The organism is Streptomyces sp. NBC_01515, assembly GCF_045040345.1.
Classification (GTDB): domain Bacteria; phylum Actinomycetota; class Actinomycetes; order Streptomycetales; family Streptomycetaceae; genus Streptomyces.
The window spans coordinates 2,966,178-2,991,964 of sequence record NZ_CP109416.1 but is presented as its reverse complement, the minus strand read 5'-3'; the positions used below and the strand labels follow the sequence as shown (position 1 = coordinate 2,991,964).

The 25,787-nt window shown below is 71.0% G+C and carries 23 protein-coding genes and 1 pseudogene; 17 read left to right on the top strand and 7 right to left on the bottom strand.

The window, feature by feature from the left end:
* Positions 1-85 precede the first annotated feature (85 nt).
* From OG407_RS13190 to OG407_RS13140, 11 genes and pseudogenes are all read left to right on the top strand, one after another.
* Complete coding sequence (locus OG407_RS13190) at positions 86-2,362, top strand: nitrate- and nitrite sensing domain-containing protein (protein WP_405857889.1); 2,277 nt, start codon at positions 86-88, stop codon at positions 2,360-2,362.
* Positions 2,359-2,787 carry a roadblock/LC7 domain-containing protein gene (locus tag OG407_RS13185; RefSeq protein ID WP_327405144.1) on the top strand — a complete coding sequence of 143 codons (429 nt, stop codon included), beginning with the start codon at positions 2,359-2,361 and terminating at the stop codon, positions 2,785-2,787. The genes OG407_RS13190 and OG407_RS13185 overlap by 4 nt, the downstream gene beginning before the upstream one ends.
* Positions 2,784-3,140: a DUF742 domain-containing protein gene (locus tag OG407_RS13180; protein ID WP_328684250.1), complete on the top strand. Its 357-nt coding sequence runs from the start codon at positions 2,784-2,786 to the stop codon at positions 3,138-3,140. Before OG407_RS13185 ends, OG407_RS13180 begins: the two co-directional genes overlap by 4 nt.
* The gene (locus OG407_RS13175; RefSeq protein ID WP_405857886.1) at positions 3,124-3,726 is read left to right on the top strand and encodes a GTP-binding protein; all 603 of its coding nucleotides are present in this window, start codon (positions 3,124-3,126) and stop codon (positions 3,724-3,726) included. The genes OG407_RS13180 and OG407_RS13175 overlap by 17 nt, the downstream gene beginning before the upstream one ends.
* 474 nt (positions 3,727-4,200) lie before the next feature.
* Complete coding sequence (locus OG407_RS13170; protein WP_405857885.1) at positions 4,201-5,994, top strand: FAD/NAD(P)-binding protein; 1,794 nt, start codon at positions 4,201-4,203, stop codon at positions 5,992-5,994.
* Between the two features lie 69 nt (positions 5,995-6,063).
* Positions 6,064-7,140: an LLM class flavin-dependent oxidoreductase gene (locus tag OG407_RS13165; RefSeq protein WP_405857883.1), complete on the top strand. Its 1,077-nt coding sequence runs from the start codon at positions 6,064-6,066 to the stop codon at positions 7,138-7,140.
* A complete protein-coding gene (locus OG407_RS13160) occupies positions 7,137-8,465 on the top strand; it encodes an NtaA/DmoA family FMN-dependent monooxygenase (RefSeq protein ID WP_405857881.1) in 1,329 nt (442 codons plus the stop codon). Before OG407_RS13165 ends, OG407_RS13160 begins: the two co-directional genes overlap by 4 nt.
* A 6-nt stretch (positions 8,466-8,471) precedes the next feature.
* Positions 8,472-9,020 (top strand): annotated as a pseudogene (locus OG407_RS13155) (DUF1684 domain-containing protein); the annotation flags it as partial.
* 241 nt (positions 9,021-9,261) lie between these two features.
* On the top strand, positions 9,262-10,161 hold the full coding sequence (locus OG407_RS13150) for a S1 family peptidase (RefSeq protein WP_405857879.1): 900 nt from the start codon (positions 9,262-9,264) through the stop codon (positions 10,159-10,161).
* 161 nt (positions 10,162-10,322) lie between these two features.
* Positions 10,323-11,249, top strand: a complete 927-nt coding sequence (locus OG407_RS13145; RefSeq protein ID WP_405868383.1) for a slipin family protein — start codon at positions 10,323-10,325, stop codon at positions 11,247-11,249.
* 230 nt (positions 11,250-11,479) lie between these two features.
* Positions 11,480-12,562, top strand: coding sequence for a S1 family peptidase (locus tag OG407_RS13140; protein ID WP_405857877.1), 1,083 nt, complete (start codon positions 11,480-11,482; stop codon positions 12,560-12,562).
* A gap of 77 nt (positions 12,563-12,639) precedes the next feature.
* Here the strand turns inward: OG407_RS13140 and OG407_RS13135 are convergent, their stop codons facing one another.
* Together OG407_RS13135 and OG407_RS13130 are read right to left on the bottom strand one after the other, a co-directional pair.
* On the bottom strand, positions 12,640-13,839 hold the full coding sequence (locus tag OG407_RS13135) for an AAA family ATPase (protein WP_405857875.1): 1,200 nt from the start codon (positions 13,837-13,839) through the stop codon (positions 12,640-12,642).
* Positions 13,836-14,918 (bottom strand): DUF3533 domain-containing protein, encoded by a 1,083-nt coding sequence (locus tag OG407_RS13130; protein WP_405857873.1) that lies wholly within the window; start codon positions 14,916-14,918, stop codon positions 13,836-13,838. The genes OG407_RS13135 and OG407_RS13130 overlap by 4 nt, the downstream gene beginning before the upstream one ends.
* Positions 14,919-15,196: 278 nt before the next feature.
* Between OG407_RS13130 and OG407_RS13125 the strand changes: the two genes are divergently transcribed.
* Together OG407_RS13125 and OG407_RS13120 are read left to right on the top strand one after the other, a co-directional pair.
* Complete coding sequence (locus OG407_RS13125) at positions 15,197-18,646, top strand: DNA polymerase III subunit alpha (protein WP_405857871.1); 3,450 nt, start codon at positions 15,197-15,199, stop codon at positions 18,644-18,646.
* A gap of 5 nt (positions 18,647-18,651) precedes the next feature.
* The gene (locus tag OG407_RS13120) at positions 18,652-19,632 is read left to right on the top strand and encodes a DNA polymerase thumb domain-containing protein (RefSeq protein ID WP_405868381.1); all 981 of its coding nucleotides are present in this window, start codon (positions 18,652-18,654) and stop codon (positions 19,630-19,632) included.
* A 38-nt stretch (positions 19,633-19,670) separates the two neighbouring features.
* Here the strand turns inward: OG407_RS13120 and OG407_RS13115 are convergent, their stop codons facing one another.
* The gene (locus OG407_RS13115; RefSeq protein ID WP_403590432.1) at positions 19,671-19,874 is read right to left on the bottom strand and encodes a hypothetical protein; all 204 of its coding nucleotides are present in this window, start codon (positions 19,872-19,874) and stop codon (positions 19,671-19,673) included.
* 416 nt (positions 19,875-20,290) lie between these two features.
* Between OG407_RS13115 and OG407_RS13110 the strand changes: the two genes are divergently transcribed.
* Complete coding sequence (locus OG407_RS13110; protein ID WP_405857869.1) at positions 20,291-21,151, top strand: esterase/lipase family protein; 861 nt, start codon at positions 20,291-20,293, stop codon at positions 21,149-21,151.
* Positions 21,152-21,221: 70 nt separating this feature from the next.
* Here OG407_RS13110 and OG407_RS13105 read toward each other — a convergent pair whose 3' ends face one another.
* Positions 21,222-22,262 carry a lytic polysaccharide monooxygenase gene (locus tag OG407_RS13105; RefSeq protein ID WP_405857867.1) on the bottom strand — a complete coding sequence of 347 codons (1,041 nt, stop codon included), beginning with the start codon at positions 22,260-22,262 and terminating at the stop codon, positions 21,222-21,224.
* Between the two features lie 197 nt (positions 22,263-22,459).
* Between OG407_RS13105 and OG407_RS13100 the strand changes: the two genes are divergently transcribed.
* The gene (locus OG407_RS13100) at positions 22,460-22,912 is read left to right on the top strand and encodes a GNAT family N-acetyltransferase (RefSeq protein WP_405857865.1); all 453 of its coding nucleotides are present in this window, start codon (positions 22,460-22,462) and stop codon (positions 22,910-22,912) included.
* Positions 22,913-22,941: 29 nt separating this feature from the next.
* Here OG407_RS13100 and OG407_RS13095 read toward each other — a convergent pair whose 3' ends face one another.
* A complete protein-coding gene (locus OG407_RS13095) occupies positions 22,942-23,076 on the bottom strand; it encodes a hypothetical protein (RefSeq protein WP_398853883.1) in 135 nt (44 codons plus the stop codon).
* 134 nt (positions 23,077-23,210) lie between these two features.
* Between OG407_RS13095 and OG407_RS13090 the strand changes: the two genes are divergently transcribed.
* The gene (locus tag OG407_RS13090) at positions 23,211-23,819 is read left to right on the top strand and encodes a class I SAM-dependent methyltransferase (protein WP_405857863.1); all 609 of its coding nucleotides are present in this window, start codon (positions 23,211-23,213) and stop codon (positions 23,817-23,819) included.
* A gap of 37 nt (positions 23,820-23,856) precedes the next feature.
* Here the strand turns inward: OG407_RS13090 and OG407_RS13085 are convergent, their stop codons facing one another.
* Positions 23,857-24,357, bottom strand: coding sequence for a DUF402 domain-containing protein (locus tag OG407_RS13085; RefSeq protein ID WP_405857861.1), 501 nt, complete (start codon positions 24,355-24,357; stop codon positions 23,857-23,859).
* The gene (locus OG407_RS13080) at positions 24,338-25,267 is read right to left on the bottom strand and encodes a GNAT family N-acetyltransferase (protein WP_405857859.1); all 930 of its coding nucleotides are present in this window, start codon (positions 25,265-25,267) and stop codon (positions 24,338-24,340) included. Before OG407_RS13080 ends, OG407_RS13085 begins: the two co-directional genes overlap by 20 nt.
* Positions 25,268-25,354: 87 nt before the next feature.
* Here OG407_RS13080 and OG407_RS13075 point away from each other — a divergent pair, with 87 nt between their 5' ends.
* Positions 25,355-25,726 (top strand): GntR family transcriptional regulator, encoded by a 372-nt coding sequence (locus tag OG407_RS13075; RefSeq protein WP_405857857.1) that lies wholly within the window; start codon positions 25,355-25,357, stop codon positions 25,724-25,726.
* The last annotated feature ends 61 nt before the right edge of the window (positions 25,727-25,787 follow it).

The following is a 25,787-nucleotide window of genomic DNA, read 5'->3' as shown; positions in this document are numbered from 1 at the left end:
GAGCAGAACCATTTCTGCCCCAGGTTCGATCCCCGATCGAGCCTGATCGAACCCGATCAACTCGCCACCCACTTAAGGCACTTCAGTGGACGTCACAACAAAAGCGACCACCAGCATCCGCGCCAGGCTGCTGAGGATTCTGATCCTCGCCCTCGCGGTCCTGCTCGCCCTGCTCGGTATCGCGGCCGCCGACCAGATCTCCGCCTATCGCAACGCCTCCGCGACCGCCGACAACGCCCGCCTGGAAATCACCCTCCAAGGACTCGTGCACGAACTGCAGAAGGAGCGCGGGCTCACCACCGGATACGTCGGCGGCGTCCGGCAGTTCAGCGCCAAGCTGCCCGCGCAGCGCAAGGCGACCGACGTCGCGCGCGAGCAGTTGGACGTGGCCCTGAAGGGGCGTGAGGACTCCGCCGCCGGTTCCGTGCGCGAGTCCCTCGGCCGGCTCGACGGCCTCACCGGCATCCGCAAGGACGCCGACGACGGCACCGGCGTGGTGAAGGCGACCTTCGACTACTTCACCACCACGATCACCGTCCTCGACCGGCTCGACCTCGGCCTCGAAGACGTCCACGACGGCAACCTGCGCGACGCCTACCAGGCGCTCCAAGTCCTCGGCAACGCCAAGGAGTTCACCGGCGAGGAGCGCGCCATCGTGCTCGGCTCGGTACGCGCCGGGAAATTCCGCGGCGACGACTACAGCCGGTTCATGGAGATCCGCGCCGGACGCCTCGCTGCCCTCGACGCCTTCCCCCGGTCGGCCACCGCCGTACAGGAACGGCGTCTGAACACCGCCCTGACCACGCCCGACGCCGAGCGCGCGCTGGCGTACGAGAGCAAGGCGGTGCACGGCACCGGGAAGCTGAAGGCGAGCGCGATCCCGCCCATGGCCTGGTGGGACTCGATGACCTCCACCATCAACGGGATGCGGAACGTCCAGATCGGTCTCGGCACCGATGTGGAGAACCGCGCCGCCCAGTTGGAGAGTTCGGCCCAGCGCGACCTGCTGCTGTTCCTGCTGCTCGCCCTCGCCACGGTCGTCGCGCTCGGCGCGCTGGCCCTCGACTGCGTACGGTCCGTCTCCACGCCGCTCGTCGAACTCGCCCGGCAGGCACGGGAGGTGGCCGGCAGCCGGCTGCCGCAGGCCGTGGCCGCCGTACAGGACGGGTCGTCCGGGGCGGCGCCGAAGCCGCCCGCTCCGCTGGCCCTCGCCGACCGGGCCGGGGCCGAAGTGCGGGAGGTGGCCGACGCGTTCGACCGGGTGCAGCGGTCCGCCTTCGAACTCGCCACCGAGCAGGCCGTGTTGCGGCGCAACGCCACCGACTCCCTGGTGAGCCTGGGGCGTCGCAACCAGAACCTGGTGCGCCGTCAGATCAGCTTCATCAACAAGCTGGAGCACGAGGACGCCGACCCCGCGACCCTCGCCAACCTCTTCGAACTCGACCACCTGGCCACCCGTATGCGCCGTAACGCCGAAAGCCTCCTGGTGCTCGCCGGAGAGTCCAGCCCCCGCCCCTGGTCCACGCCGCTGGCCGTCAACGACGTGCTGCGCGCCGCGCTGTCCGAGGTCGAGGAGTACCGCCGGGTCACCCTGCGCCGGATCGAGCCCGCGTTCGTCACCGGCTCGGTCGTGGTCGAAATCGCCCACCTGCTCGCCGAGTTGGTGGAGAACGCGCTGAGCTTCTCGCCGCCGGACTCCGACGTGGAGATCGAGGGGCGGCGCACCAGTGCCGGGTATCTGGTCGCGATCGTCGACCACGGCTTCGGCATGGACAACCAGGCGCTCGCCGAGGCCAACGTACGACTGTCCGGCACCGCCAGCTTCATGGCCGAACCCACCCGGTTCCTGGGCCACTTCGTGGTCGGCGCCCTCGCCCGCAAGTGCGGCATCGAGGTACGGCTCGGCGAGGCACCGGCGGCCGGGGTGGTCGCCCGGGTGCTGATCCCCGCGGGGCTGTTGACGGAGAAGGGGGTCGAGGAGGCGCCGGCGGTGCCCGCCCCGAGGAAGGCGGAGGCGGAGAAGATGGAGAGCCCGGAGCCCGAAGCGGTGGTCGCCCCGGTTGCCGCCAAGGGCGGTTCGTCCGCCGCGCGCACCCGGAACGGCCTGGTCAAGCGGCCGCAGCGCAGCGGTATCGCGGCGGCGGTGAGCGAGACCGACCGGACCGGCAGGCCCGCACCCACCACACCGCCCAACCCGGAACGGACCCCCGAGCAGGTCTCCGGGATGCTCTCCACCCTGCGCAGCGCCCACATGCGGGGCGGCATCAGCGTCGAGAAGGAGAAGCAGCGGAACAGCGTGGAGAAGACCGCCGAGAAGAACGCTCAGAAGAACGCCGAGACGAACGAGGGTGCCGCCAAGTGACCACCGTCGACACCCCGCACGACTCGCAGACCTTCAACTGGCTGCTCGCCAACTTCGTCAAGAGCACCGACGGCGTACGGGACGCGGTCGCCGTCTCCTCCGACGGGCTGCTGATCGCCGTGTCGGACGGGCTCGGCCGCACCGAGGCCGACCATCTCGCCGCGATCGTCTCGGGGTTGAGCAGTCTGGCCCGCAGCGCGTCCAAGCGGTACAGCTTCGACGGGGTCAAGCTCATCATGATCGAGATGGGCCGGGGTTTCCTGCTCGTCTCGGCGATCCAGGACGGCAGCTGTCTCGGTGTCCTCGCCGACAGCAGCGGTGAACTGGGCCTCGTCGGCTACGAGATGGCGGTGCTCGCGGAACGGGCGGGTGATCTGCTCACCCCGACGCTCATCGCCGATCTGCGGCAGGCGTTGCCACGGTGAACGGTGAACACTCCAGGGACGTAGAACCTGACGAGGACGCGACGTTCGTCCGGCCGTTCATCATCACCGGCGGCCGGTCCGAGCCTCTCCAGGCCGGTCTGCGGCTGGAGACGCTGGTCGTCGCCGTCGGCGTGCCGGATCCGTCGCTCGCCTTCGAGCGGCGCCACATCGTCGCGGTGTGCGAACAGCCGACGACCGTCGCCGAGGTGGCGCACCGGGTCGGCGTACCCCTCGGAGTGGCCAAGGTGCTCATCTCCGACCTCGTCGTCGCCGGGCAACTCGCCTGCCGGCAACCCGCGGAGCTGCCGCTCCCGATGCTCGAAAGGATCAGGGACCATGTCCGGGCGCTCTGACAAGATCGTGCCGCTGGCCGTGAAGATCGTGGTCAGCGGCGGCCTCGGGGTCGGCAAGACCACCTTCATCGGGGCCATTTCGGAGATCGAACCCCTCGACACGGAGGCGGCGATCACCGAAGTCTCCGTAGGCGTCGACTCGTTGGTGGGGGTCGAGGCGAAGACCACCACGACCGTCGCCCTCGACTTCGGGCGGATCACGCTCGACCCGACGATCGCGCTGTACCTGTTCGGGACGCCCGGGCAGGACCGGTTCTCCTTCCTCTGGGACGACCTGGTGGAGGGCGCGCTCGGCACGGTGGTTCTCGTGGACACCCGGCGGATCGAGGACTGCTTCCCGGCGGTCGACTACTTCGAGTCGCAGGGCGCGCCGTTCGTCCTCGCGGTGAACCGGTTCGACGGCGCGGACCGGTTCGACGTGGACGAGGTGCGGGAGGCGCTCGGGCTGAGCGCGGAGGTGCCGGTGCTGGAGTGCGACGCGCGGGACCGCGATTCCGTACGGGACGTGCTGGGGGCGCTCATGGACCGGGTGATCGGGGTCCGGGCGACACCACGACGGCGTACGGCGGCGGCGCTGACGCGGTAGCGGAGAAAGACGGAGAAAGACAGGGAGGGAACTACGAGGGGAGGGGTGCGCGTGTGAAGGCGGGGCGGGAGTAGCGGGGGAGAGCGTGAGAAGCGCCCGATCAGGCGGAGAATCCGGGGATCAGGGCGTGCAGTGGGTCAGCTCAACAGGAAGAGGACCACACGCGACCGAAGTCGATGTGGGAGCGCCTGACCAGCCACTGCTGTGGATGCATGGGGTAAGTGGAACAGGCATCCGGTTGGGCGTCAACCGACTTGAGACGTAGCGCTCACAGTATGGACAACCTTGACAGCAGGGGGAAACGGCGCCGTACCCTCGGTGGACGGCCCTGCTGAGGGGCTCGGCCGTACCGCGCCGCGAGGCGCCCGTGTGAAGGCACCACCCGCGTTCGACCTACGCGTCACGGAGTCCTCGCATGCCTTCCGCCACCCTCGCCAGAATCTCCGCCGCACCGGACCTGCCGGAGCGCACCCGATGAAGCCCACTCTTGTGATCGTCGGGGCCGGGCCGCGGGGGACCGGTCTCATCGAGCGCATCGCCGCCAACGCGCCCGAGCTGTACGCCAGTTCGGGCGCCGAGGGTGCCGAAGGCCTCGACATCCACCTCGTCGACCCCCATCCGCCGGGCGCCGGACGCATCTGGCGCGCGGCCCAGTCGCCGCTGCTGTGGATGAACTCGCACGCCGAGGACGTCACCATGTTCACCGACGAGACGGTGGTCATGGACGGCCCGGTGCGCCCCGGCCCCACGCTGCACGAATGGGCCGCCATCGACGGCAGCACCTTCGCCGACCGGCAGCTCCAGGGCTCCTACCTGCGCTGGGTGCACGAGCGGTCCGTGGCCGCGCTGCCGCCGGGCAGCACCGTCCACCACCACCCGCGACGGGCCCTCAGGGTCAGCGGCCCGCGCGACGGACGCCAGCAGGTCTGGCTGGAGGGCAGCCCGGACCCGCTCGTCGCCGACCTCGTGGTCCTCGCCCTCGGCCACCTCGACGCCGAACTCGACGAGGACCAGCGGGAGTTGGCGGCGTACGCCCGCGCCCACGACCTCATCCACCTGCCGCCCGACTTCACCGCCGACAGCGACCTGTCCGCCCTCGCCCCCGGCGAACCCGTCCTCGTCCGCGGCTTCGGCCTCGCCTTCGTCGACCTGATGGTGCTGCTCACGGAGGGGAGGGGCGGACGCTACGACGGCGACACCTACATCCCCTCGGGGCAGGAGCCGGTGCTGTACGTCGGATCGCGGCGCGGAGTGCCGTACCACTCGAAGATCGGTTACGAGTGGAGCGGTGAACGGCCGCCGCTGCCACGGTTCTTCGGGCCCGCCGAGGTCGACGCGGTGCTCGCGCTGCCGGGCGGGTTCGACTTCCGGCGGGACGTATGGCCGCTGATCGAGAAGGAGTTGGGGTTCGCGCACTACCACCGGCTGTTCGGTGTGCACCCCGAGCGGACGAGCATCGCCTGGACCGACTTCGAGGAGAAGTACGCGGCCGGGGAGGCGGCGGACCGCGAGGCACTCGTCGCGTCCGCGGTGCCCGACCCCGCAGACCGGCTCGACCTCGCGGCACTCGACCATCCGCTGGACGGGGTGCGGTACGCGTCGCACGAGGAGTTCCAGGAGGGGCTACGGGCTTACGTGGAAGGCGATCTGAGCCGCCGTCACGATCCGTCCCACAGCCCGGACTTGGCGGTCTTCCTCGGGCTGCTCTCCGTCTACGGGCAGTTGATCCGGCTCGGTGACGTCGGGCCCTGGTGGCACGGCTTCTTCAGCTATCTCGCCTCCGGGCCGCCCGGACCCCGGCTGCGCCAACTCCTCGCGCTGTCCCGGGCCGGCGTCGTGCGGTTCGTGGGTGCGGACATGGCCGTGGCCGCCGAGGACGGGGTGTTCCGCGCGTCGAGCGCGACCGTGCCGGGCGTGACGATCGAGGCGCGGGCACTGGTCGAGGCACGGTTGCCGGAACCCACGGTCGGGCGGTCCATCGACCCGCTGCTGCGTGAACTGCACGCCGACGGGGCCGTGGTGGAGAGTCCCGAAGGGCTGCTGCGGGTGGACCGCACCGACGGACGGATCCTCGGCCGGGACGGGCAGCCGCATCCCCGGCGGTTCGCGCTCGGGCCCTACACCGACGTACGGACCCCCGGCGCCTTCACCCGGCCGCGCACCGGCGGCCCCGCCTTCCGGCAGAACGACGCCACCGCGCGGACCATGCTCGCGTTCCTGCGGGACCTCGCGTGTCGGGCCTCCGTACAGCCCCCAGCTTGTCGGTGAAGTCCCGGGCTTCACCGAGGACTTGGCCCTCTCCGAGGCGCTCCCGAACGACAGGAAGGCTTCCCTCCCATGACCTCCTCGCACGGCCGGGGCCTGCATCTGGCCGCCGCCGTCGACCAGCGGTCGGCCTACGACGCCGACTCCTACGTCGAGTTGGCGCGGCTCGCCGAGAGCGGCGGCCTCGACTTCGTGACGCTCGACGACACCTTCGCGCGCCCCGGACCCGACGCCCTGGCCGTCCTGTCCCGCGTCGCCCCGGCGACCAACCGGATCGGCCTGGTGCCGACCGTGACCGTCACGCACACCGAGCCCTTCCAGGTGCAGGCCGCGGTCGCGACCCTCGACTGGGTCAGCCGGGGCCGGGCCGGCTGGCGGCTCGATGTGTCGACCACCGAGGGCGAGGCCCGCCTCTTCGGCCGCCGGCACGCCGCGCCCGCCGACGCGTTGTGGGCGGAGGCCGGTGAAGTCGCCGAGGTGGCCGCCCAGTTGTGGGACAGCTGGGAGGACGACGCCGAGATACGGGACACGGCCACCGGCCGTTTCGTCGACCGCGACAAGCTGCATCACGTCGACTTCGAGGGCTCCGAGTTCTCGGTCAGGGGCCCCTCGATCGTGCCCCGACCACCGCAGGGCCACCCGGTCCGCGTGGTCGACGCCACCGAGGGCCAGGCCCGGCGGACGGCCGCCCGGTACGCCGATGTGGCCCTCGTCCGCGCGGCGAGTTCCGCGCAGGCCGGGTCCGTACGGGCCGAACTGCGGGCGTCCGCCGAGAAGTTCGGCCGCGATCCCGACACCCTGCGGGTCCTGGCGAGCCTCGTCGTCGACCTCGGCGACGGCGAGCACGCGGCCGAACCGGGCCACGGCGGGGGCGGCCCCCGGCAGACCGCGCACGGCCCGCTGTACCGGGGCGGCCCGGTCGACCTCGCGGAGCTGATCGCCGGCTGGCACGGCGACCGTACCGTCGACGGCTTCCACCTCACCCCCGTCGAACCCCGCCGCGACCTGGAGCGGCTGGTCAACGGCACGGTCGCGCTGCTCCAACACCGGGGCCGGTTCCGCACGTTCTACCCGGGCAGCACGCTCAGGGAGCACCTGGGCCTGGCCCGGCCCGCCAACCGGTACGCGGTGACCGGGGGAGCGTCATGACCGTACGGGCGCGCAAAAAGATCCATCTGGCCGCGCACTTCCCCGGCGTCAACAGCACCACCGTGTGGGCCGATCCGCGGTCGAGGTCCCAGATCGGGTTCTCCTCCTTCGAGCATCTCGCCCGCACCGCCGAACGCGGCCTCTTCGACTTCTTCTTCCTCGCCGAGGGGCTGCGACTGCGCGAACACAAGGGCCGTATCCACGACTTGGACGTCGTCGGACGCCCCGAGTCCCTCACGGTCCTCAACGCGCTCGCCGCCGTCACCCAGCGGATCGGGCTCGCCGCCACGGTCAACGCGACCTTCAACGAACCGTACGAACTCGCCCGCAGACTCGCCACGTTGGACCACCTCAGCGGCGGCCGGGCCGCCTGGAACGTGGTGACCTCGTCCGACGCCTTCACCGGCGAGAACTTCCGGCGCGGGGGATACCTCGACCGCGCGGACCGCTACACCCGGGCGGCCGAATTCGTCGCCGTGGCCAGGGAGTTGTGGGACTCCTGGACCCCCGACGGACTCTCCCGCCCCTTCGCCCACCGGGGCCAGCACTTCGACATCGCGGGCGAGTTCACCGTGCCCCGCTCACCCCAGGGGCACCCGGTCGTCATCCAGGCCGGGGACTCGGGGGAGGGCCGGGAGTTCGCGGCCCGGACCGCCGACGTCATCTTCACCCGGCACGGCACGCTGGAGGACGGCCGCGCCTTCTACGCCGACGTGAAGGGACGCCTCGCCAAGTACGGCCGTAGCGCGGACGATCTCAAGATCATGCCCGGTGTCTCCGTCGTCCTCGGCGACACGGCGGCGGAGGCGCAAGAGCGGGCCGCCGGGATCCGGCGGCAGCAGGTCTCCCCGCAGAACGCGCTCCTCGCCCTGGAACAGATCTGGGGCACGGACCTCTCCTCCTACGACCCCGACGGCCCGTTCCCCGACACCGACCCGGTGCCGGAATCGTCGATCACCCAGGGGCGGACCCGGCGCGGCGACACCGTCGCGCTGGCCGAGAAGTGGCGGGCGCTGTCCCGCGAGAAGGGGCTGTCCATCCGGCAGACCGTGATCGAGGCGAGCGGCCGGCAGTCCTTCATCGGCACCCCGGAGGCGGTCGCCGCCGAGCTGGAGACCTTCGTACGACAGGACGCGGCCGACGGCTTCATCCTCGTCCCGCATCTCACCCCCGGCGGCCTCGACGAGTTCGTGGACCGGGTGGTGCCGCTGCTCCAGGAACGTGGCGCGTTCCGTACGGAATACCGGGGCACGACCCTGCGCTCACATCTCGGGCTCCCCGACCCGGCAGACAGGGAAGAGGTGACCACGCGACGACAGGACTGAGCGCACGACACCGGCCCGGTGGGCGCGGCCCGCGTCGGCCTCGGTGAGCGCCGGCTGGTCGTCCTGGTCCGCGAGGGCGTCTGGGGCGTGCGCGACTACGACCCCGACTCGGCGGCGCGGCGCGCGTTCCGGGGCGTCGAGGTCACGCCGTACCAGGCGCGCTGGTCGGTGCCGGGACGCTTCACTCCGTACGACGCGCGGCGCACCGTGCGCGTCGACACGGCGGACGGTGTCGAACGCGGGCTCGGGTTCGCGGGTGAACTCGCCTTCCGGCTCGACGGGTTGGACGTGACCTTGCAGGTGGCGGCGCAGGCCGACGGCAAGTTGTGGGCGGTGTTCGCCGACTCCACGAGTGGGGACGGCAGTTACCGGTTCCGGTTCCTGTACCCGGCGGCGCCCGACGCGGAGGGGCGCACGACGGTCGACCTCAACCGGGCCGTGCTCCCGCCGTGCGCGTTCGCCGACCATTTCATCTGCCCTTTCCCGCCGCCCGGGAATACGCTGGGCCTCGCGATCGAGGCGGGGGAGCGCATCCTTCGGCAGACGGTGCGTTGACCTGCGGCGGGCCGGGTTTCGGCCCACTGCGTCCGGGTGATCAACTCGCGTAGATCGTGGGCCAGTTGAAGGTCGTACGGCCGAAAGGCGCCCTTGCGCCCATCGGTCGGGCGGCCGAATACTCCCCCACAGCGCTTGTCAGGGGCACGGCGTGTTCGGAAACCGGACGCCCGACCCTGACTGCGCCTCACGGGCCCCGACCCCACGCGGGCCCCCGAATTCCCCTAGGAGGGAACGAAACGTGAGGATCAAGCGCACCACCCCGCGCAGCGGAATCGCGAGACGGACCAGGCTGATCGCCGTGGCCACCGGATTCGCCGCCGCCGCCGCGTTCGCCGTCCCCACCGCGAGCGCCAGTGAAGCCCGGACGTTCAGCGCGACCCAGCTGTCCACGGCCAACTCGTCCGTGCTCAAGGCCGATGTCCCGGGCACCGCCTGGGCGGTCGACAGCAAGACGAACCGTGTCGTCGTCACCGTCGACAGCACGGTGTCCCAGGCCGAGATCGCGAAGATCAAGTCGCAGGCGGGCAGCACCGCCGACGCGATCACCATCAAGCACACGGCCGGTCAGTTCAAGAAGCTGATCACCGGTGGCGACGCCATCTACGGCGGCGCGTACCGCTGCTCGCTCGGCTTCAACGTGCACAGCGGGAGCACGTACTACTTCCTGACCGCCGGCCACTGCGGTGAGGTCGCCTCGACCTGGTACTCCAACTCGGGGCACACCACGACGCTGGGCACGAACGTCGGCTACAGCTTCCCGACCAACGACTTCGCGCTGGTCAAGTACACCAACACCTCGATCGCCCACCCGAGCGCGGTCGGCAGCCAGACCATCTCCAGCGCGGCCACGCCGAGCGTGGGCACGACCGTCTACCGTCGTGGCTCCACCACGGGCACGCACAGCGGCCGGGTCACCGCCCTGAACGCCACCGTCAACTACGGCAGCGGCGACATCGTGTACCAGATGATCCAGACCACCGTCTGCGCCGAAGGCGGCGACAGTGGCGGTCCGCTGTACGCCGGCACCGTGGCCTACGGTCTGACCTCGGGCGGCAGCGGCGACTGCACCTCCGGCGGCACGACCTTCTTCCAGCCGGTCACCGAGGCGCTGAGTTACTACGGCGTGAGCGTCGGCTGACGCCCGTCTGAATCACTTCCGCTCCGGACTGCAGCCGGTAGCGGGTGAGCCCCCGTACGCAACTCGCGTGCGGGGGCTCGCTCTTGTGCGGCACACGGAGTTACCGTCGTGGGTATCGGAGAAGGCACCTGATGCGCCACGTCGGACCCAGGGGGGCCGTGATGGTCGAGGAGCTGGTGACGGCGGGAGTGACACTCGCGTCCGTCGGAGTGGTGTACGCGATGGCGGCCGCGCGGGTCGTCAAACAGTACGAGCGGGGCGTGGTGTTCCGGCTCGGCAGGCTGCGGCCCGAGGTGCGCGGGGCCGGCTTCACGATGGTCGTCCCGTTCGTGGACAAGCTCCGCAAGGTCAACATGCAGATCGTGACGATGCCCGTGCCCGCGCAGGAGGGCATCACCCGCGACAACGTGACGGTCCGGGTGGACGCGGTCGTCTATTTCAAGGTCATCGACGCGGCGGACGCGTTGGTGAAGGTCGAGGACTACAAGTTCGCCGTCTCGCAGATGGCGCAGACCTCGCTGCGGTCGATCATCGGCAAGAGCGACCTCGACGATCTGCTCTCCAACCGCGAAAAGCTCAACCAGGGCCTGGAGTTGATGATCGACAGCCCGTCCATCGGCTGGGGCGTGCAGATCGACCGGGTCGAGATCAAGGACGTGTCGCTGCCCGAGACGATGAAGCGCTCGATGGCCCGGCAGGCCGAGGCCGACCGTGAGCGGCGGGCCCGGATCATCAACGCGGACGCCGAGTTGCAGGCCTCGAAGAAGCTGGCGGAGGCCGCCGGGGTGATGTCCGAACAGCCCGCCGCACTCCAACTCCGGCTGCTGCAAACGGTGGTGGCGGTCGCGGCCGAGAAGAACTCGACGCTGGTGCTGCCGTTCCCGGTCGAGCTGCTGCGGTTCCTGGAGCGGGCGGCACCGGCTCCGGCCGCACCGCCCGCGCCGGCAGCGCCCGTTGCTCCCGCGGTACCCGTTGCTCCCGCTGCACCGGTTGCCGCTGTGGCGCCGCAACCGGTGCAGGAGCAACTTCCGCCCGCCGAGCCCCAGTCGGATCCGGACTCGGATGGGTCGATTTCAAGACAGGACTAGACCTCACCGGCTGATGAGCGGTGCTCGCGCCCAGTGTTTGCAGTGCGAACGGCCTGGAGTGACCGTGAACATTCAAAGCGAGGGGGCGTGCGACCGCGTTCCGCGCACGACCTGAAGTCGACCTTGTGCGCTCCCTGTGCGATTCGGAAGAGTAGGCGCTCGTCAACCTACCTTTCGGCCGGTCGGGTCCCCATAACCTGGCGGGCCGACCCCCCACAGGAGGACACGAGTTGAAGCACCGACGCATACCCGGGCGACGGGTGGCAGTGGCCGGCGCGGGCATAGCCGCACTGGTCGTCGCGGGAGTCACCTTGCAGAGTGCGAACGCCAGCGAGACCACGCGGGCGGTCGCACCCCACACCCTCTCGGCCCTCGCGGCCGGAAAGCTCGCCTCGACGCTCGGCGAGAACCTCGGCACCGACGCGGCCGGCACGTTCTACGACGCGAAGACCAAGAGCCTCGTGGTCAACGTGCTCGACCGGACCGCCGCCGACACCGTCGAGGCGGCCGGCGCCAAGGCGAGAATCGTCGAGAACTCCCTCGCCGAGCTGACGAGCGCCCGCACGACTCTCAAGCAGGACGCGACGATCCCCGGCACCTCGTGGGCGACCGACCCCACCACCAACAAGGTCGTCGTCACCGCGGACCGCACGGTCTCCGACGCCGAGTGGACCAAGCTCGGCAAGGTCGTCGACGGGCTCGGCAGCAAGGCCGAACTCCAGCGCACCAAGGGGGAGTTCAAACCCTTCATCGCAGGTGGCGACGCCATCTCCGGCTCGGGCGGGCGCTGTTCGCTCGGCTTCAACGTGGTCAAGGGCGGCGCGCCGTACTTCATCACCGCCGGGCACTGCACCGAGGCCATCTCCACCTGGTCCGACTCCAGCGGCGACCAGATCGGCACGAACGAGCAGTCCAGCTTCCCGGACAACGACTTCGGGCTGGTCAAGTACACCTCGGGCGTCGCCCACCCGAGCGCGGTCGACCTCTACAACGGCTCCTCGCAGGCCATCACCCACGCCGCCGACGCCACCGTCGGCGAGAAGGTGACCCGCAGCGGCTCCACGACCCAGGTCCACACCGGCACGGTCACCGGCCTGGACGCCACCGTGAACTACGGCAACGGCGACATCGTCAACGGCCTGATCCAGACCGACGTCTGCGCCGAGCCCGGTGACAGCGGCGGCTCGCTGTTCGACGGCGACGCGGCGATCGGCCTCACCTCCGGCGGGAGCGGCGACTGCACCTCGGGCGGCGAGACCTTCTTCCAGCCGGTGACCGAGGCGCTGTCGACCTTCGGGGCGCAGATCGGCTGACCTGCCCGTACGGCACCGTGAAGTCCCGTCCCCGCGCGCGAGGGGGCGGGACTTCCGCGTACCGACCAGGGTTGGGCTCAGCGCGTGGGCCAATACCACAGCGGTTCGTCGAGCGGACCCTCGCGCCCCGCCACCGTCGTCTGCCCGAACTCCTTCACCAGCTCTATGGAGTTGACGTCGAGACGGTGCCGTATCGCGCCCTTCTGGAGGGCGTCCGCGAGCGGTCGGGCGTGGGTGACCACGACGATCTGGGTGTCCTTGGTGGCGGTGAGGATCAGGTCGGCGAGCGGCGGGATCAGGTCCGGGTGGAGGCTCGTCTCCGGCTCGTTCAGCACGAGCAGCGACGGGGGCCGGGGTGTCAACAGGGCCGCCGCCCACAGGAGATAGCGCAGGGTGCCGTCCGACAGCTCGGCGGCGGTGAGCGCGCGCAGCAGCCCGTGCTGGCGCAGGGCGAGCTGGAAACGTCCCCCCAGGTCGGCGATGTGGACCTGGCTGCCGGGGAAGGCCGCGTCCACGGCCGCGTCCAGCGCCTCGGCGTCACCGACCTCGCGGATCGTCTGCAGGGCGGCGGCCAGATCGGAGCCGTCACCGCTGAGCACGGGCGTGCGCGTGCCGATCTGGGCGGTCCGGGCCGGCGCGTCCGCGTCGGTGCGGACATGGTCGTAGAACCGCCAGGACCTGATGAACTCCCGTACCGCCAGGACGTCGGGGGCGTGCTGGGGGTCGGCCAGTTCGCCGAGCATGCTGTCGTACGGGCGCAGGGTGCCGTGGGCGCGGGACCAGCCGCCGCCCGCGCCGCGCAGCTTGACGGCGGCTCCCGCGCGGTCGGAGAGCACCGAGGCCGGGCGCAGGACGGGGCCGCTCCAGATGGACTCGCGTTTGATCTCCGGGTCGAGGTTGAACATCGACGCCACGCGGTCGGTCCCCGGGGACGGGCTGGGGTGCCCGAAGTCGATCGCGTACCCGAACTCGTCGCCCGCGAAGCCCAGTTGCAGACTGACCGGGCCGGAGCGGACCGTGCCCTGCACGGGATGTCTGCCCTCGCGCACCGCGCGGCCGATCTTCTCCGGGCCCGCCCACAGGACCGACGGCAGCCCGCCCTCCTGCGCGAGCGCGGCGACGGCGCCGCCGCGCGCGGACGCGGCGAGCAGGCGCAGCGAGCGGTAGAGGCTCGACTTGCCCGTGCCGTTCGCCCCCGTGATCACGTTCAGTCGCGTCAGCGGGACGATCAGGCGGCGCAGGGAACGGTAGTTCTCGACGGCGAGGGTGCTGATCATGCGTCCAGGGTTGCAGACGGGTCTGACAGTCCCGGTCGGTCCAGCAGGTCCTCGTGCTTCCGCCGCAGCGTCGCCGCCAGCAGGGTGACCACGATCCCGGCGAGCGCCCAGGCCGACAGGACCAGCAGCGGGCCGGTGATGGCGTTGCCCTTGAAGTAGGCGATCGAGCGCGCCACCCAGGTGCCGGCACCCGGTGGCAGCGCGGATCCGATCGCGTTCCAGAACGGCGGCAGCAGCGGCAGCGGGAAGGCGCCGCCCGCGCTCGGGTTGCCGGCGATCACCACCAGCAGGATCGCAAGCCCGATGCCCACGACCCCGAAGACCCCCTGGAGCCCCAGGGTCGCCGCCCCCACGGCGAACGTGATCAGCGCGCCGAGCCCCCAGAAGGCCATGACACTGCCCGGCAGCGCTCCCAGGATCGGCCCGACGATCACCGCGCCGCCGAGGCCGCCGACGATCGCGACCAGCGCCATGGTGACCAGCCGGATCACCGCGCGGCGCGGGTTGGCGGGCCGCGCGCCGGTGCTGATCGCCAGGATCGAGGCGCACAGATAGCCGCCGACGCACCAGCCGACGACCAGGTAGAACGACGACAGCCCGTCGAAGTCCTGGGACGAGGCCGGCGCCACGTCCACCGTCCGGACCGTGCGCTGCTCGGTCCTCTCCAGGGTGGCGGTGATGGTCTCCAGGGTGGTCGCGAGCACGGTGCCGCCGCCGGTGGCGACCAGGAGCGTGTCCTTGGTGCCGCGCGGGTCGATGACGAGGGCGCCGTCGATGTCCCGGTTCAGGATCTGCCTCCGCGCGGTCGCCGTGTCGGACACCGCGCGCGGGTCGAGCGGTGAGCCGGGCAGCCGCTTCAGCCGGGCCACCGTCTGCTCGGCCGTGACCTGAGGGGCGACGACCCCGAAAGACACATCCCGGGGCTTCGGATTGTGGAGCGCCCCTACGTAGGAGGCGATGAAGAGCAGCTGAAGAGCGACCACACCGACGACGAGCAGGCCGGCCCGCAGGGTGACCGCGTCCTTCACCTCACCGAAGAAGGACGTACGGGACGTACCGGCACCCGGGGTCTCTGTCATGTGCCCACGGTCTCGGTGGCCGGGTCTTCACGCAGGCGGGAAGGGGCCGAACGGATGTCGTACGTGCGTTCGGAAAACTTTTCTCCCCAACTGCTCGGCCCGGGCGGGGAGCTGACGGAGTGGTGCCTGTTTCGGCCACCGCACACCTCCCCAAGGAATCGTTTGCATGTTCGAATGAGGTCGCTGACCGGGGCTGGTGGGGCTAGAGTAATCGAACGGGCGTGCGATGAACATATCGGGCGGATGGCCGAAAAGGGGTGGAGTGATGGAGGTGCGGCATGGCGGGCTTCGCCCACCTGCACGTCGCGTCCGGTTACTCCGCCCGCTACGGCGTCTCCCACCCCGAGCAGCTCGCTCAGCGGGCGGTCAGGCAGGGCATGACGGCGCTCGCGCTCACCGACCGGGACACGGTCACCGGCGCCGTCCGCTTCGCGCAGGCGTGCGTCAAGGACGGCGTCCGGCCGCTCTTCGGCATCGACCTGGCGGTGGAGGCCCTCGCGCCCCCGCCGCCCGCACAGCGCCCGCGCACCCCCGCACGCGGTGGCGCGCACGTGGTCGAGCCGCCCCTGCGGTTCGTGCTGCTCGCCCAGGACCGGGCGGGCTGGGCGCGGCTGTGCCGTATCACGTCGGCGGCGCACGAGGGCGCCCTGTCCGGTACGGCGCCGGTGGTGCCGTGGGAGGCGCTGCGCGAGTACGGCGGCCCCGGCCTGGCCGTGCTGCTCGGCCCGCTCTCCGAGCCGGTGCGGGCGCTGTCGGTGGGCCGGGAGGACGTCGCGATGAAGCTGCTGGCGCCCTGGCGGGAGATCTTCGGGAGGGGGGTCCGGTTGGAAGCGGTCGCGCAGAATCGTTTCGGCACAGCTCCGGGCTCCCTGCGGCTGGCCGCCCGCACCCTCGCCCTGGCCGACCGCACCCGCACCACCGCCGTGCTCTCCAACGCCGTCCGGTACGCCGACCCCGCCCAGCACCGCCTCGCCGACGTCCTGGACGCCGCACGGCTGCTGCGCCCGATCGACCGGCGCCGGCTGGACAGCGGGCAGCGCTGGCTCAAGGACGAGAGGGAGATGACGGTCGTGGCCCGGATGATCGCCGAGTGCGCCGGAGCGGACGCCCGCCGGGCCCGCCGGCTGCTGGCGGACACCGCGAACACGGCGGAGGCCTGTGTCGTAGACCCCGTGGACCTCGGCCTCGGCAGGCGGCACTTTCCGGAACCCTCGCTCTTCGGCGCCGGACCGGGGACCGGCGGCGCGGCCGGGCTGCTGCGCCTGCGGTCCGAGGAGGGCCTGGTCCGACGCGGCCTCGACCGTGACCGGGCGGCACGCGACCGGCTGGAGGAGGAACTCGCCGTCATCTCCCACTGGAACTACGACGCGTACTTCCTCGCCGTCGGCCAGGTAGTCGCCGACATCCGGGCCAAGGGCATCCGGGTCGCCGCCCGCGGCTCCGGCGCCGGTTCGCTGGTCTGCCACGCGCTGGACATCGCCACCGCCAACCCGCTCGACCACAGCCTGCTGTTCGAGCGCTTCCTGAGCACCCGCCGGGAGTCACTGCCCGACATCGACATCGACGTGGAGTCCGCCCGCCGCCTGGAGTGCTACGACACGATCTTCGAACGGTTCGGGAAGGAACGGGTGGCGGTCACCGCGATGCCCGAGACCTACCGCGCGCGCAGGGCGCTGCGTGACACCGGCCTCGCGCTGGGCATCGCCCCGGCCGACGTCGACCGGATCGCCAAGAGCTTCCCGCACCTGCGCGCCTCCGACATCACGAGCGCGCTCGCCGAACTGCCCGAACTACGCCGACTGGCAAGGGAGATGGGCCGCTACGGGCCGTTGTGGGAACTCGCCGAAGGCCTCGACTCCCTGATCCACGGCATGGCCATGCACCCCTGCGGCGTGGTCATCAGCGACGCCACCCTCCTGGACCGGTTGCCGGTGCAGCCCACCCCACAGGGCGACTACCCGATGGCGATGGCCGCGAAGGAGGAGATCGAGGCGCTCGGCAACATCAAACTCGACGTCCTGGGCGTACGGATGCAGTCCGCGATGGCCCACGCCGTCACCGAGATCGAACGCGCCACCGGCAACCGCATCGACCTCGACGACCCCCAACAGGTGCCGCTCGACGACGTGTTCGCGTTCAAGCTCATCCAGGAGAGCCAGACGCTGGGGCTGTTTCAATTGGAGTCGCCTGGTCAACAAGACCTTTTGTCGAGACTCCAACCACGCGACGTGCAGGACGTCATCGCCGACATCAGCCTCTTCCGCCCCGGCCCGGTCGCCGGTGGCATGCCCGAGCGGTACATCGCCGCGCGTCATGGCGGTACGCCGGTGTATGCGCACGAAGACCTCGAACCCGTGCTCGCCGACACCTACGGCGTGACCATCTGGCACGAGCAGATCATCGACACGCTGCATGTGCTGACCGGCTGCGAGCGGGCCTTCGCGGAGATCACCCGGCGGGCCCTCGGCGACAAGGACCAACTGCCCCGGATCAAGGACTGGTTCCACGAGAAGGCACGCGCGCGTGGCTACAGCGCGGCCGTCCGGGACGAGGTCTGGAAGACCGTCGAGGCCTTCGGGGCCTACGGCTTCTGCCGCGCCCACGCGGTCGCCTTCGCCGTACCGGCGCTGCAGAGCGCCTGGTTGAAGGCACATCATCCGGCGTTCCTGCTGGCCGGGTTGCTCGAACACGACCCCGGGATGTGGCCCAAGCGCGTCCTGGTCTCCGACGCCCGCCGGCGCGGTGTGCCGATCCTGTCCGTCGACATCAACCGCTCCCGGGTGCGGCACACCGTGGAGATGACCGAGAAGGAGGAGTGGGGCGTGCGACTCGCGCTGTCCGGGGTGCGTGGCATCAGCGAGGAGGAGTGCGCGCGGATCGAGGAGGGGCAGCCGTACGGATCGCTGTCGGACTTCTGGCAGCGGGGTCGTCCCAGCAGACCGGTCGCCGAACGCCTCGCGGAGATCGGCGCGTTGACCTGTCTGCACGACGGTCGCCTCACGCGCCGTGATCTCCTGCTCCAGATCGCCGAGTTGCACCGGCAGTCCCGCAACCGGACCGCGGGGTCCGGTCAACTGCCCATGGATACCGGTGCTGTTGGGGGAGTGGAGCCGAGCGGGTTGCCGGAGATGACCGGACGCGAGGCGCTGAGCGCCGAGTTGGGCACGCTCGGCATCGACGTCTCCCGGCATCTGATGGAGCATCACCACCGGCTGCTGCGCGAGATCGGCGCGACGGACGCGGCACACCTGGCCGAACTGCGCGCGGGGCAGCGGGTGTTGGTCGCCGGGGTGCGGGCCTCGACGCAGACGCCGCCGATCGCGAGCGGAAAACGGATCATCTTCGTCACCCTGGAGGACGGCTCGGGCCTGGTCGACCTCGCCTTCTTCGAGGACTCCCACCCGGCCTGCGCGTACACCGTCTTCCACAGCGGGCTGCTGCTGGTGCGCGGCACGGTCCAGGTGCGCGGCACCCGTCGTACCGTCGTCGGTTCCATGGCCTGGGACCTGGACGAGATCGCGGGCGCCCGCCGGGACGACGGCCCCGAGGCGGCGCTCGCCCTCCTGGGCGCCGACCGCCCGCATCCGACGCCTGCCCAGCCGCAACGCACCCTCGCCAACGGCACCACAGGCGCCCGCCTCCACCCCTACGCCGACCTCCAGCCCGCGGGCACCCGTTCCGCCGACCTGAAGAAATTCGGCCACCGCAGCCCCGGGAGTGCGGGATGAGCGGGATGACCACGCGTCGGCGGCACATCGCCCACTTCCATCTGCATGCTGCGCTGAGCGAGGCTCGGTACGACGACATAATCGAACTGGTGTCCGGTATCACGCCCCATGTCCAGGCCATCCCGCCCAACGCCCTTCAGGTGGACCTGACTTCGGCGCTTCGGTACTTCGACATGTCCGCCTACGACGCGGTCCAGACGGTGAAGATGAGACTGAAGGCCCTCTACGACATCGACAGCAGCGCCGGCCTCGCGGGCAACCGCATGCTGGCGGCGATGGCGGCCGACGCGTCCCCCCCGGGGGACACCACCCGGGTGCCCACCGGGGAAGCGGCCGACTGGCTGTACCCCCGGCCGGTCACCGCGCTGCCCGGGATCGGCCGCGCCACGGCGGACACGCTGCACCGGTACGGCCTGCACACCATCGGCCAGCTCACCGACCTGCCTCCGGCGACCCTGCAACGGCTCCTCGGCGCGGGCCAGGCACGGCTGTTGGCCGAGCGCGCCCGCGGCCACGACCCCCGCCCGGTCGTCCCCGCGGAACCGGCGGCGCATCTCGCCGCCGACCTGGTCCTGAGCCGGGACTGCCTGGACCCGGCCCAACACCACCGAGCCGTCCTGGGACTTGCCGACCGGATCGGCCAACGCCTGCGCGGAGAAAGGAAGTTCGCGGGTCGGCTCACCCTCACGGTGAGATACGCCGACCGCAGCTCCACCACGCGTACGCGGGTGCTGCCGGAACCCACCGACCACTCACCCGCCGTCGCCGCCACCGCCCTGGGCCTGTTGACCTCACTGGGATTGCAGCGGGCGCGAGTCCGGGCCTTCGTGCTCCGCGCCGACGACCTGCGTCCCGCGAGCTGTGCCTACCGTCAGCTCTCCATGGATCCCGGGGACGCCCGCGCCCGCGCGGTCGAAGCCGCCGCGGACCGTGCCCGCCGCCGCTTCGGGCAGGAGGCGGTACGCCCGGCCGCGCTGGCGGACTGAGCCCGGCGCCGCCGAGAACCGTAGAACTGCCCCTGCGCTCAGGGGCGTTGGTGGAGGTCGCGGTTGCGCACCTGCCAGGCCCGCACCAGCAGGAAGAGCCCGACCAGCGCGACCACCACGCCCAGCACCGCGTACTGACCGTGGCCGGACATGGCCGAGCCGTTCATCGCGCCGACACCCTGCGCGATCCAGACCGCGCCGAGCACGACGAGGATGATCCCGCCGACACCACGGACCACCATGGTCACTCCATTCCCCGCATCGGTACGTCACGCGGGCGGCACCCGCCCGCGTTCACCGCTCAGCTTCGTCCCGTTCGCCGCGCTCTGGGCGGTCGAAAACCTTACGGAACGAGAACGTCGTACGGGCTGGGGTGATCACGGTCCGGTCGGTGGGGTTCTCGGCATTGAAGGTCGCCCCGGGGTCGAACTGCTGGGCGAGAGTGAAGTGCGCGTGTTGTGTGGCAGTTTGTGGCGTATCGCGCCCTACGGTCCCCGCAGGCCACCTGGTGACTGGTTATCACTGGAAGTTTTTACTGACGCGTAACTTCACACTTCACCTACTCGCTCGTAACTTGACGAGTGAACAGCATTCTTGTGATCCGGATCACAGGGCGTAAGGCCGTCGCAACTCCCTTGAGCCGCAAGGAGATCACACGATGCTGCCCTGGAAACGACTGCTCAGACCCCTGACCGCGCTGCTTCTGACCGCCGCGGTCGCCGCCGTTCCCGCCACCGCCGCGCACGCGGCGAGCGCCCCCAGCAGTGGTTGGAACGACTACAGCTGTCGGCCCTCCGCCGCCCACCCCGACCCCGTCGTCCTCGTGCACGGCACCTTCGCCAACGCCACCGACAACTGGCTGACCCTCGCGCCGTACCTGGAAGTCCGCGGCTACTGCGTCTTCTCCCTCGACTACGGCCGGCTCCCCGGCGTCCCCCTCGTATACGGCCTCGGCCCCATCGACCAGTCGGCGGCCCAACTCCAGGTCTACGTCGACAAGGTGCTCGCCGCGACCGGCGCCGCCAAGGTCGACCTCGTCGGGCACTCGCAGGGCGGCATGATGCCCCGCTACTACCTGAAGTTCCTCGGCGGCGCCGCCAAGGTGAACACCTTCGTCGGCATCGCGCCCGACAACCACGGCACCACCCTGGACGGCCTCACCAAACTCCTGCCGTACTTCCCGGGCGCCGAGGACGTGATCGCCGCGACCGCCCCCGGCCTCGCCGACCAGGTCGCCGGCTCGGCCTTCCTCGCCAAGCTGAACGCGGGCGGCGACACCGTCCCCGGCGTCCACTACACGGTCATCGCCACCAGGTACGACGAGGTCGTCACGCCCTACACGAGTCAGTTCCTGAGCGGGTCCGACGTGCACAACGTGCTGATCCAGAACCTGTGTTCACTCGATCTGTCGGAGCACGCCCTGCTCGGGCTCACCGACCGGATCGCCTTCCACGAGGTCGCCAACGCCCTCGACCCGGCCCACGCCACCACCACCAACTGCCTGTCGGCGCTCAGTTGACCGTACGCACACCGCGGGGTCTGTCCGACCTGAGCCGCCGGACAGACCCCGCCCCCTGCACGGGCCGTACTCAACGGCCGTGCCGTCCACCGCCGTTGGTCGCGCGGCGGCGGACCGAGGCGAACAGGGCCGCGGCGCCGAGTGCCAGGGAGGCCGCGCCGCCCACGATGAGATACGGCGAGCTGTTGTTGGCGCCGGTCTCGGCGAGGTTCTTCGAACTCCCCGCCGCCTGCGGCTCGTTGGCCTCGGCGGTCGCCTGGTTCGTCGCGGCGACCGGCTCCGCCGACGTGCTCGCGTCCGCGTCCCCGTGGCCGCTGTGCTCGACCGTCGACTTGTCGGCACCGGCCGCGATCTGCTGGTTGGAGGGGGCGGAGGCGGTGGGCACCGGAGTGGTGGGAGCGGCGGGTGTCGGTGTCGAACTGCCCGTCGTACCAACGCCGTTGGCACCTGTGCCGCTGCCGCTGCTGCTCCCGCTCCCGCCGAAGCTGACGTCCGAGCAGGAGTAGAACGCCTCCGGGCTGTCCGAGCGCTGCCAGATCGCGTACAGGAGCTGCTTGCCGGAGCGTTGCGGGAGGGTGCCGGAGAAGGTGTAGAAGCCGCCCGTCGCGACCGGGTCGGTGGACGTCGCGACCGGGTGCTCCAGGTCCAGGTCCGCCCAGGCGAGCGGTTGCGCGGGGTCGTAGCCGGACTTGGTGATGTAGACCTTGAAGGTGCCCTTGTGCGGGGCGGTCACGCGGTACTTGAAGGTGTACGAGCCGCTGCTCACGCTCGTCGCCGGCCAGTCGGCGCGGGCCAGGTCGAGGCCCTTGAACTCCTCGTTGTTCGCGCTGCACAGCTTGCCGTCCGGGATCAGCGTCTGGTGCTGCCCGTTCGCGTCGCCGATCCGGATGCCGTTCCAGTCGTAGAGCGCCTGCGTGCCACCGGCCGCGACCGCCGCCTTGCACGCGTCCGACTTCGGGCTCTCCGGCCCCTCCGCGTAGCACTGCGCGACCCGGCTGACCGGGTCTCCCATCGAACCGTGCGCCGCCGCGGGCGCCGCGGCGAGCGCGGTCAGGGCGAGCGGGGTCATCCCGAGGACGGCGACAGCGGCGACCTTGCGGCGTGCGGGCATGGGGGAACTCCAACTCCTCGGACGGTGCTCGGCGCGGGGGACGGATCCCGTGGGGGTGATCAGAAGCTAGCCCCTGGAAACCGCGAAATCGCCTGCTGGAGACGGGAGGGGGAGATCCTTATGGTCGTGTTAAGGCAGGGCTAACTGAGGGCTCAGGGAGGGACGGTTCCGTGAGCGCGGGGAGGGGTGTGTTGCGAATGAGTGGACCGGACGGGATTCGTGTCGCCGTCGTCGCCGATGTGCCGGCCGTGAAGGCCGTGACCGATAGGGCGTACGGCCACTACATTCCGCGCATCGGTGTGGTGCCGCAGCCCATGGAGGCTGACCACATGGCGAACGTGGTCGCCGGGCGGGTGTTCGTCACGGGGGACCCCGTGATCGGGCTCGTGGTGATCGAGGAACGTGACGATCACCTGTTCCTCGACAGCATCGCCGTCCACCCCGAGGCGCACGGCAGGGGCGTGGGACGGCTGCTCCTGGAGTTCGTGGACGCACGCGCGCGTGCGCTCGGGCTGGCCGAGGTCAGGCTCTACACGAACGCGCTGATGTGGGAGAACCAGGAGATCTACCCGAGGCTCGGGTACGAGGCCGTGGAGCGGCGCACGGACGGGCCGTACGACCGCGTCCACTACCGGAAGCGGCTGGGCTGACCGGGGGGCAAACCAGGGGCGGACCGGGGTCAGCCGTCCGGCCACCATGTGCGGGCGATGTCCTTTCGGACCTCGGGGCGCTCGACAGGGCGCTCGTCGGCCTCGTCCCGTACCCGGCGGGTGTCCGACTTCTTCAGGGGCTTCTGCACGGTCACGCGGCGCATGGCTGCCTCCTTGTGTCCACCCGGGTCGTGTTCTCACGGGGTGGACCGTTCCGGGGAGAGTGACTCATCGGCGCGGGTCTGTCTGTGGCGCCTGTCACGATGGGACTGTCAGTGGCGGGTGTCACGCTGGGCGCATGAGTGAACCTGTAGCGAACGTCGACTGGGACGCGGAGGCCGCGACCTTCGACGAAGAGCCCGATCACGGGCTGCGCGACCCGGAGATCCGCCGGGCCTGGGCCGACCGGCTGCACGGCTGGCTGCCCGACCGCGCCGCCGACATCCTCGACCTCGGCTGCGGCACCGGCAGCCTGTCGCTCCTCGCGGCCGAGCAGGGGCACCACGTCACCGGCGTCGACCTCTCCCCGGTGATGGTGGACCTCGCCCGCGCCAAGCTGGCCGGCCGTGACGCGGCATTCCTGATCGGTGACGCGGCGGCACCTCCGGTGGGCGAGCAGCGCTTCGACGTCGTCCTCGTACGGCATGTGCTGTGGACGCTGCCCGACCCCGCCCGGGTCCTGCGGCACTGGCGCGGGCTGCTCCGCCCCGGCGGCCGGCTCGTGCTGATCGAGGGCCGCTGGGGGATGGTCAGCCCGGTCGGCATACCCGCCGACCGCCTCACCGAACTCCTGGCACCCCTGGCCGGGTACGTGCACCTGGAGCGGCTGTCGGACGACCTGCAGCTGTGGGGGAAGGACGTGGACGACGAGCGGTACGCGGTGGTGGCCATCCCCGCCATCCCCTGAGCGCGCCCGCCCGACGTCCGAGCGAGCCCGCCCGCCGTCACGCCACCAGCGCGTCGAACCCGCCCTCACGGGCCAGCCTCTCCAGCTCGTCGAGCGCTGCCACGGCCGCCGCCGCGGCCGCGGGGTCCGACCCGGCGAGCCCGCTCTCTTCGAACTCGTCCTCGTCCAGCCGTCGTACGTCCGTCCCGTCGGCGGAGATCCACAGGTCCAGATCGAGGTCCTCTACGACGAGTTCGGCGCCGGAGAGCGTGGCGGGGCGGGTGATGTCGCAGTACCAGCCCTTCAACTCCCCGGTGCCGCCCCGGACTTCCTTCACCGCGTACCAGCGGTCCCGCCAGTAGTACTCGGTGAAGATGTCGCCGTGCTCGAAGCGGACGAAGCCGAAGTCGCGGACGCCGTCACCGGCCCACGGGGCGCGGACGGCGAGGCGGGTGCCGTCGTCGAAGAGCAGCTCGGCCGCGTAACGGATCTTCGTGCGGCCCGCCTTGACGAGGATGACGTCCAACTGGCTTGCGGGTTCAGGTGAGTTCGCGGACATAGCGCACCTCCGTGGCGCAGGTTTCGTAGCCGAACCAGGTGTTGATCGCGAGCATCGGGCCGTTGCCGGTGTCGTTGCCCGTGAACGCCTCCGTGTAACCGGCGGCGCGGGCGCGGTGCAGGGAGTCGTTCTTGGCGAGCTTGGCGAGGCCCCGGCCGCGGTGGGCGCGGGCGGTGCCGGTCATCACCGTGCCGTAGCGGGTGCCGTCGTCCGTGCGCGCGGCGCTGAAGGCCGCGGGGCGTCCGCCGACGAGGGCCACGGACGTCAACTCCTGGCTGAACAGGGGGTGTTGCCAGGTGCCGTCCAGCCAGGCCTGGTAGTCGGTGAACTCGGTGCCGATGTCGCTGGGTTCGTCCGCCATCGCCTCCGCGTCCAGCTCGAACAGGGGGCGCGGGTCGTCGGAGAAGTCGGAGCCCGGACGGATCTCGACATCCGGCGGCGGGTCCTGGAGCGGGGGGAGTGTGCCGTGCGCCAGGTCCAGGCGGAGGAAGTACGCGGAGCGGCTCGCCGTATAGCCGAAGCGTTCGGCGAAGGCGTGGTTGGCCGGCTCGTCCAGCACCCATGTGTAGAGCCTGGTCGCGCCCACGGCGGCCAGATGCTCCTCGGCGGCGCGGGCCAGGAGCGAGCCCGCGCCCCGGTGTGTGCGCTCCGGGTGCACGTACACGTTGACGAAGCCACGGTCGGGTTCCGGGCTGTCGTAGGCGATGCCCACCTGGGCCGTGCCGATGATCTCGCCGTCCTCCTCCGCGACCAGCCTGCGCAGCGCCGCCTCCGGCTGGGCGTGGGCGATGTCGTGGGCGACGGACTCCGGGGTGAACAGCATGTAGGGGAGGGCGAGTCGGCGGACCTCGACGAAACCGTCCAGGTCCGCCCGGACAGCGGGGCGCAGGTCGCGTGCGATCACGGTCATGGGGCCGCACGCTACGGCGGGGGCGCGCCGGAGTGCCTCCTATTTTCCGGCGGGTGCGTTCAGTGGTGGGTGCGGGACAATCGGGCCGTGACCTTGAAGATCCACATCGATGACAGTGCCGCGCCCTACGAGCAGATCCGCGCCCGGATCTCGGAGCAGGCCCGGTCCGGAGCGCTGCCGGTCGGCTACAAGCTGCCCACGGTACGAGGCCTGGCCGAGTCGCTCGGCCTCGCCGCGAATACGGTCGCCAAGGCGTACCGGGCGCTGGAGACGGACGGGGTGATCGAGACGCGCGGGCGCAACGGGACGTTTGTCGCCGCGGCGGGCTCGGCGGCGGAGCGTGAGGCTTCGTTGGCCGCTCAGGTCTATGCGGAGAAGGTTCGGCGGCTGGGGCTTACGGAGGGGGATGCGGTGGCGGCTGTGCGGGATGCCCTGCGGGCGGCTTACGGGGAAGGGTGAGGGGAGTTCGGCACCGCCGTTATGCGCCGTCGTGGGTGAGCGCCGTTGCGGCGGAAATGAA

Excerpts from the sequence above, each read along its gene's own strand:
- OG407_RS13175 (WP_405857886.1), top strand. The coding sequence starts at position 3,124 with ATGTCCGGGCGCTCTGACAAGATCGTGCCGCTGGCCGTGAAGATCGTG.
- OG407_RS13170 (WP_405857885.1), top strand. The coding sequence starts at position 4,201 with ATGAAGCCCACTCTTGTGATCGTCGGGGCCGGGCCGCGGGGGACCGGT.
- OG407_RS13165 (WP_405857883.1), top strand. The coding sequence starts at position 6,064 with ATGACCTCCTCGCACGGCCGGGGCCTGCATCTGGCCGCCGCCGTCGAC.
- OG407_RS13160 (WP_405857881.1), top strand. The coding sequence starts at position 7,137 with ATGACCGTACGGGCGCGCAAAAAGATCCATCTGGCCGCGCACTTCCCC.
- OG407_RS13145 (WP_405868383.1), top strand. The coding sequence starts at position 10,323 with ATGGTCGAGGAGCTGGTGACGGCGGGAGTGACACTCGCGTCCGTCGGA.
- OG407_RS13135 (WP_405857875.1), bottom strand. The coding sequence starts at position 13,839 with ATGATCAGCACCCTCGCCGTCGAGAACTACCGTTCCCTGCGCCGCCTG.
- OG407_RS13130 (WP_405857873.1), bottom strand. The coding sequence starts at position 14,918 with ATGACAGAGACCCCGGGTGCCGGTACGTCCCGTACGTCCTTCTTCGGT.
- OG407_RS13125 (WP_405857871.1), top strand. The coding sequence starts at position 15,197 with ATGGCGGGCTTCGCCCACCTGCACGTCGCGTCCGGTTACTCCGCCCGC.
- OG407_RS13120 (WP_405868381.1), top strand. The coding sequence starts at position 18,652 with ATGACCACGCGTCGGCGGCACATCGCCCACTTCCATCTGCATGCTGCG.
- OG407_RS13115 (WP_403590432.1), bottom strand. The coding sequence starts at position 19,874 with ATGGTGGTCCGTGGTGTCGGCGGGATCATCCTCGTCGTGCTCGGCGCG.
- OG407_RS13110 (WP_405857869.1), top strand. The coding sequence starts at position 20,291 with ATGCTGCCCTGGAAACGACTGCTCAGACCCCTGACCGCGCTGCTTCTG.
- OG407_RS13105 (WP_405857867.1), bottom strand. The coding sequence starts at position 22,262 with ATGCCCGCACGCCGCAAGGTCGCCGCTGTCGCCGTCCTCGGGATGACC.
- OG407_RS13100 (WP_405857865.1), top strand. The coding sequence starts at position 22,460 with ATGAGTGGACCGGACGGGATTCGTGTCGCCGTCGTCGCCGATGTGCCG.
- OG407_RS13095 (WP_398853883.1), bottom strand. The coding sequence starts at position 23,076 with ATGCGCCGCGTGACCGTGCAGAAGCCCCTGAAGAAGTCGGACACCCGC.
- OG407_RS13090 (WP_405857863.1), top strand. The coding sequence starts at position 23,211 with ATGAGTGAACCTGTAGCGAACGTCGACTGGGACGCGGAGGCCGCGACC.
- OG407_RS13085 (WP_405857861.1), bottom strand. The coding sequence starts at position 24,357 with ATGTCCGCGAACTCACCTGAACCCGCAAGCCAGTTGGACGTCATCCTC.
- OG407_RS13080 (WP_405857859.1), bottom strand. The coding sequence starts at position 25,267 with ATGACCGTGATCGCACGCGACCTGCGCCCCGCTGTCCGGGCGGACCTG.